The following is a 6,308-nucleotide window of genomic DNA, read 5'->3' as shown; positions in this document are numbered from 1 at the left end:
AGCTGCCGGAGGCACCGTCAGAGCCCGACGGTGCCGCGGCTGCGGACGAGGCCGAGCCACCACCGGCGGCCAGCCGGCCCACCGCGGCCGCACCGGACGGCAGGGCCGCCAGCGCGCCGACCGCCATCGCCCCGCCGGCAGCGCCGCCGGCCAGCGCGCCGACCATTGGCGTCACGAACCGCATCAGGGCCGGCATCGCGAACAGCGCGATGATCATCAACATCAGGCCGGTGAGCACCGCGAGCAGCCCCGTGCCGTCGTCGGAGAACACGTCGGTTCCGACGAGCTGGAACGCGGCCGCGTACACGATGGCCGCGGCCGGCTTGTAGAGGATGAACGCCACCAGCCAGCTCACGCACTTCTTGAACCAGCCCTTGCCCATCTCGGTGTTCGTGAACGAGGCCGACAGCGGCAGGATGCCAGCGAGGATCACCAGCATTCCCCCACGGGCGACCATGAGCACGATCTGGAACGCGGCCGCAAGGATCGCGATCAGGCCCGGGATGATGATCAGCAGCGCACCGAGGCCGCCGGCGGCCGGGTTCGTCGTCAGGGCAAGCAGCGTCAGCATGTTCTCGCCGAAGCACGCCGAGTCCGTCGTGACGTCACAGCTCAGCGAGCCGTTGATGAGCCACACCGAGAACGAGTCGGCCGCCGCGACGAGCAGACCGACGATCGTCACGCCCGCGCCCGCAACGACCACGAGCGTCAGAAGGCTCTTCACGGTCTCGCGCCCCGGCTCCGCTCGCTGCTCCCACGCCATCCGCGCACCGCCGATGATGACCGACACGACCGCCGCCGCACCCATGTACCACCAGAGGCCGGACTGCAAGAACAGCACAGCTCCGCCGGCATTGCGTGGCCCAGACGGCATCAAGCCCGCCACGATCGCGCCGGCACCCGCGATGAGCACGACCGCGGAGAGCACCAGGCCCACGCGACCGACAGCAGCGATGCCCTCGCCGGCCCTCATGCGCGTAGCGATGAGCGCGCCGAGGATGAACAGCGCCAGGACCGCGATGCCCAGGCTGATCCACATCACGTAGCCCATCACCGACGTGACATTGGCCGAGTCCGGTGCCGACGAGCCGGCGTCGATCGCGGAGCCGCCACCCGAGCCCGTCAGGTTCGGCGTACCGATATGCACCCACACCGTCCCCAGCGACCCGATCGCCTTGCCGAACGCCTCCATGACGGCGTTCGCCACGTTCTCGATCGCGTCGTTCATTGCGGAGGAGGCAGCCTCACCGGCGCATTCTCCGGGCTTCGTTGCCCAGTCCAGAACATTGCACATCTCATTCCCCCCAGGCGATGTAGCCGGCGAGGTCGGGGATGCTTGCGACGCTGCCGGGCTCCGGGGTGTCTGTGCTGACCTTCCAGTCGCCGTTCGACCAGACGAGCGGGTAGACCGCGGACATGTTGACGGTCTGCCCCTGAACTGAGCCCACCAGCGCCACGTCGACGCGCGCAGTGTGGCCGTCGTACGCGAGGAGCCGGAAGCCCGCGATTCTGAGGCGGACGTCGTCGGAGGACTCGCTGTTGTTGGCGGGCTCCTGGATCAGCTGGTCCCGGTAGGGACCGGGCGCGGTGAAGTACTTGATCCACTCGGGTACCACTGGCTGATCGGTGCCCACCCCGACGGCATACGCCGCCGCGAACAGGGCGCCCTCCGGCGTGTGCTGGAAGCAGTAGCGGAAGCCAGCCGGGTCGGTTTCGCCCGGGCCGAACTCGGCGGAGACCGGATAGGCCACAGTGCCCTGGTACTGCCATTCGTCGACGGCAGGCGCGCTCGTTAGCCGTGCGGTGCCAAGTTCCTCGCCGTCGAGGCCGCAGACGCTCGGGCCGCCCGCGACCGGCGATGGCTCGTCGGTCGGGGCGGCAACGTCCGTTGGCTCGGTTGTGGGCGAGGGCGAGGCTTGGTCTCGGGTTGCGTTGATTCCCACGACGACGCCGAGCACGACGATCACCGCGACGACCACCGTGGCGGCCACGAACCCGCGTCGGGTGAACGGACTCTGCTCTTCGTTGTCCTCAGTCATCCTTGTTGCCGAGCGGCGGAAACCCGGTCCTTCAGGGCCGGGAGGAGCCGCGTCGTAACGTTGGCTCACCGCTCGTCTCCTTCCTGTGTGGTGGCGGTGGTCTGGTAGGTGTATCCATCGGCTCGCTGCAGGAGCCGGACATGTCTGTGGTTGATGCCTTGGACGCGGCCGACGTTGAAGGAGCCGCTGGCGCGGACCGCCACCCTTCCGGTGTGGGTTCCGGCCTTCCTGCCGGTGGGCACTACTGCCCGGACGAGGTCGCCGGTGGCAAAGCCGTGGTGCTGCTTGACGCGGGTCAGGCGCAGGCGGGGGAAGCCGTGGCGGTCGCTGCGGGTGCGGGAGTAGGAGCCTCGCCCGGTGCAGCCGATGGCCAGGGTGGTGGCCGGCCACCCGGTGACGGCACTGGCCTCACCGACGCACAAGGCATCGAGGGCATGGGTCTTGGGCACGCCACTTCTGGCCCGGTTCCACTTCGTGCGCCCACCGCTGGCCGCGTGCACCGGCAGGCCCGTGGCGCGCAGTGCCCGATCCAGGGCCCAGCGGGTGGAGTTCACGGCTGCGGCATCGTGCAGCGGCTTCTTGGCCCAGGCCAGGATGCGGGCCAGGCGGGCGGGGTCGGTGACGAACTCGGCCACGGGCCGGGCGCCCTTGGCCTGGTTGCACCCCACGCACGCCAGCACGAGGTTGGACACCCGGTCCGACCCGCCCCGGGCACGGGGGTGGACGTGGTCGATGTTCAGCGGCACGTCGGTGATGCCGCAGTACACGCACGCCCGTGCGAACTTCTCCAGCAGGTACTCCCGCACCTCATACCCAGCCAGCGTGCCCTGCTGATAGGCGACCCCACTAACCTCGGGGTTGACCAGTAGGTGGGTGTCGAACCTGACCCGTTCGACATGGACAGCGGTCACCGGTGCCCACCGCCGTAGCCGCTCGACCCACGACACGGTGGTATCCACCCGGTGTCGCAGCGACGGAGCCAGCCACCCGGCCGGCCGGGTGCGGTTGTCGAACCTCGGCGCGCGGTAGCGCAGGTTCCTGCTCCGGCGACCTCGTCTCCTGGCCGCGCGGGCCTGCATCGCCTTCTTGATCTGCAGGCCCCGGTGGACCAGCTCACCAAGCCAGATCCCCTGCCGGGCACCCTGCTCGGTGCTGGTGAACACCGCGATACCAGTCTTGCGTGAGCCGGGATCGATACCGACCTCGACTCCGTCAACCTCCACGTCCGGGTCGCGGGCATCGACGTCGACCATGCGGATGGTGAACGGCGCGCGGCGGTGCACACGTGCCCGCCCCGCCGACAGCAGCTTCCGGGCCCGGTCCGGGCGCATCGGCTGCAAGGGCCGCTTGTTCTTGTCCAGCACGAACACCCGCGGCTGAGGCGAACGTGCCGGGGCAGGCACAACCCTGCCGGCGACGGCGCCCGAAGGCGCAGTCGTGACGCGACCACCCATGCCGGTGGCCATCTCCCCTCGACCATGTTGAGCGCCCGGTGCCGCCGCCTGGGCAGCCTCGACACGCCGTTTCGTCCCTACCCCAGGGTTGTCTGCTCGTGCCGATTCCAGAGCAGCGGGCTGAGGAAGCACCCGCTGGTGGGTCTGCCGTCGTACGCTCAACGTAGATTCCCTCCTTCCAAGGGGTTCTAGGTCTGGTCAACTAGCCCTGCTGGACCCGCGCCTGTCAGCCCGCCTAAGCGGGCCAGCAAGCCCCGTCCTTCAGGGCGGGGTAGTTGACAGTCCGCGGGCGACGGCTGCGCCGGCTGCCAGCCAGGCGCGCTGCGTCGTGGGTCGTAGGGAGCCGTAGCGCAGGATGCCGTCGACCATTGCGGGGTCGAACGGGATGGTGGCCACGGCGCGGGCCAGGTCGGCGTACCCGTTGGCGACGCGCTGGACCTCGCTGGGCTGGGCCTTGGGGTCGGCCTGGGTGACGATCACGACGGCATTCTGGGCCAGGCGCGCCGAGCGTTCGTCGCGCTCTCCGAGTGCTTCGAGCAGCAGCGCGCCGGCCTCGGCGTGGTCGTCGCGGGTGGTGGTGGCGACCACGAGCTGGTCGGTGTGGTCGATCATGCGCCGCCACATCGGGTCGGATTCGTCGTTGCCGGAGTCGATGAAGATGAGCCGGTAGTACTTGGCGGCCACGGCGTGGATGGCGTCGACGTCCTCGGGTTCGACTCGCTGGGCGGAGGCCAGTTCCATCGGCTTGGAGCGCAGCACGTCGAAGCGGTCGCGGGTCTGGTGGTGCACGTAGTGGGCCAGGTCGGCGGACTGCGCGCCGGTGCTGAGAAGTCGGTCCACCTGGGGCAGCAGCTCCATCAGCGTGGCTTCGTGCGGTCCCTGTTCGGTGCGCCAGCCGAGCGTGCCGCGGGTCTGGTTGTTGTCCCACGTGAGCACGCCGGCACCGCCGTAGCGGGCGAACACCGCGGCGAGCAGGACCGTGGAGGGCGTTTTGCCGGCGCCGCCTTTGCCGTTGACGATGGCGATGGTGCGCGGGCCGGGCCAGTGCTGGCTCACGGCTTGGATATCGGCGCGTTCGGCCCGTTCGGCCGGGCTGGGGCTCATGCGGATGCCGAGCCGGGTCATCGCCCCGCGCCAGCCTTGGGTGGCCGGCTCCTCGCGCTGTTCCTGGGTGAGGAAGGACTGCCGCTCGCGCCGTTCCCGGCGCGTCTCATACGGCTGGTTCTGGGCGGGGCTCGGCTGCGGTCCCGGCGCGGGCGGTGCGGCCTCGGCGGCCGTGGTGTCGTCGGCTGGCGCGGCCGCTCGCCTGGGAGGCTCGGCGGCCGTGCGGGCGGGGGTCTCGGTGCGGGGCCGTGGCCGGGCCTCGGCGGTCTCGTCGGCCTCGAGGGTGCCGTCGGTCTTGACGATGAGGGGCCATTGCCCGTCGGGGTCGGTCATCACGGCCCGCACCGGCCGGCCGAGCTTGCGGGCGGTGTCGGCAACGAGCTGGCGCACCTGGTCGCGTGCGGCGGGCAGGTCCTCGGCGTGCACCTGGTGGGTGCTGCCGCCGATGCTGACCTCGCCGGTGCCGTCGTCGTGGATGGTGGCCTCGATGCGCGGCCAGGCCGCTGCGGTGTCTGTGGTCATTGGTCCTTCTCCTGTGTCCTTATCCGAGCCTGATCCCGATGTCTGCGAAGAACTCCTCCGGGTCGACGGGGGAGCCGTCGACGTGGACCTCGAAGTGGAGGTGAGGGCCGGTTGACCAGCCGGACGAGCCGACGCGGCCGATCTGTTGGCCAGCGGTGACGCGATCGTCGGCGCTGACGAGCACGCCGCTGGCCCACATGTGCTTGTAGCGGGTCATGAGCCCGCCGCCGTGGTCGACGTCGATCGTCCAGCCGCCGTTGGAGTCGGTGTAGGTGTCGATCACGACGCCGTCCTGTGCGGCCCAGATGGGGCCGCCGTCGCCGCCACCGCCGAAGTCGACGCCGGCGTGGAGCCGGGTGAACGATCCGGTGACGGGATCGGTGCGCATGCCGAACCGGGAGGTGATCGGCCCGGCTGCCGGCTGTGCCCAGCCTTCGGCGCTGACCTGGCCGGGCGTGGTCGACTCGCAGCCTGGGGTGACGACGCCGCCGGCGTCGGGCTTGATGTTGACGTGCACGTGGTCGAAGTGGTTCTGGGTGTCCGAGCAGCGGTCGGCCATCGGCCGCCAGCCCTCATCGGCCCGGTCGGCCGACCAGATTTGCTGCCACCAGATGATGTAGTCCACGCCCAGCTCGTCGGCGTTGTCGATGAGGTACTGCGCGAGTCGGTCGCCGGTGGCGCGGCCGTTGGGAATGTCGTTGGTCATGAAGTCCAGCGCGAGCCCGGAGGGGTGACCCTCGGGATCGTGAGCGGACTCCCGGTAGCCGCCGACGGTCTTGATCCCGAACATGGGACCGACGGTGTTGGCCACGACAGCCGTTTGCGGCTTGACGTCTCCGAGCGAGTAGTGCGAGGACGTGACCGGCTGCTCGCCGTTGGCGATACCTTCCACGCCGCTGAGGCCCTCGACCACTGCCACGGCGGCCGGCCAGTACCGCGTGTAGTGGTAGGGGTCGGCGTTGCGCTGGGTGCGGTGGGCAACGATGGTCGGCTCTAGAGAGTCGCGGTTCTCGATCCGCATCATCGCCTTGAAGAAGTTGGTGGCCGAGGTGAACGGGTCCATCCGGTCCTCGTAGGACCCCCACGCCCCGTTGTCGCGCTGCTGGAACAGGCCGCGGGAGTCGGGGCCGGCGGCGTCGCCGTGGTCGAGGACGCGCAGGCTCGACTCGCCCATCGCGGTCATCACGCC

The 6,308-nt window shown here is 70.1% G+C and carries 5 protein-coding genes; all 5 read right to left on the bottom strand.

Going from position 1 to position 6,308, the window contains the following annotated elements; translation table 11 throughout:
- Window positions 1–1,228: hypothetical protein (locus M6444_RS07620; protein ID WP_298325102.1), on the bottom strand; the 1,228-nt coding region annotated here is incomplete at its 3' end.
- Window positions 1,229–1,295: 67 nt separating this feature from the next.
- Window positions 1,296–2,108, bottom strand: coding sequence for a hypothetical protein (locus M6444_RS07615; RefSeq protein ID WP_298325101.1), 813 nt, complete (start codon window positions 2,106–2,108; stop codon window positions 1,296–1,298).
- Complete coding sequence (iscB, locus tag M6444_RS07610; RefSeq protein ID WP_363326277.1) at window positions 2,105–3,409, bottom strand: RNA-guided endonuclease IscB; 1,305 nt, start codon at window positions 3,407–3,409, stop codon at window positions 2,105–2,107. The genes M6444_RS07615 and iscB overlap by 4 nt, the downstream gene beginning before the upstream one ends.
- A gap of 345 nt (window positions 3,410–3,754) precedes the next feature.
- Window positions 3,755–5,119: an AAA family ATPase gene (locus M6444_RS07605; RefSeq protein ID WP_298325095.1), complete on the bottom strand. Its 1,365-nt coding sequence runs from the start codon at window positions 5,117–5,119 to the stop codon at window positions 3,755–3,757.
- Window positions 5,120–5,138: 19 nt separating this feature from the next.
- Window positions 5,139–6,308: M23 family metallopeptidase (locus M6444_RS07600; protein ID WP_298325091.1), on the bottom strand; the 1,170-nt coding region annotated here is incomplete at its 5' end.

The organism is Haloactinopolyspora sp. (assembly GCF_027324685.1).
Classification (GTDB): Bacteria; Actinomycetota; Actinomycetes; order Jiangellales; family Jiangellaceae; genus Haloactinopolyspora.
Note: the sequence above shows the minus strand (reverse complement) of the source record. Positions and strands in the feature narration are given on the sequence as shown.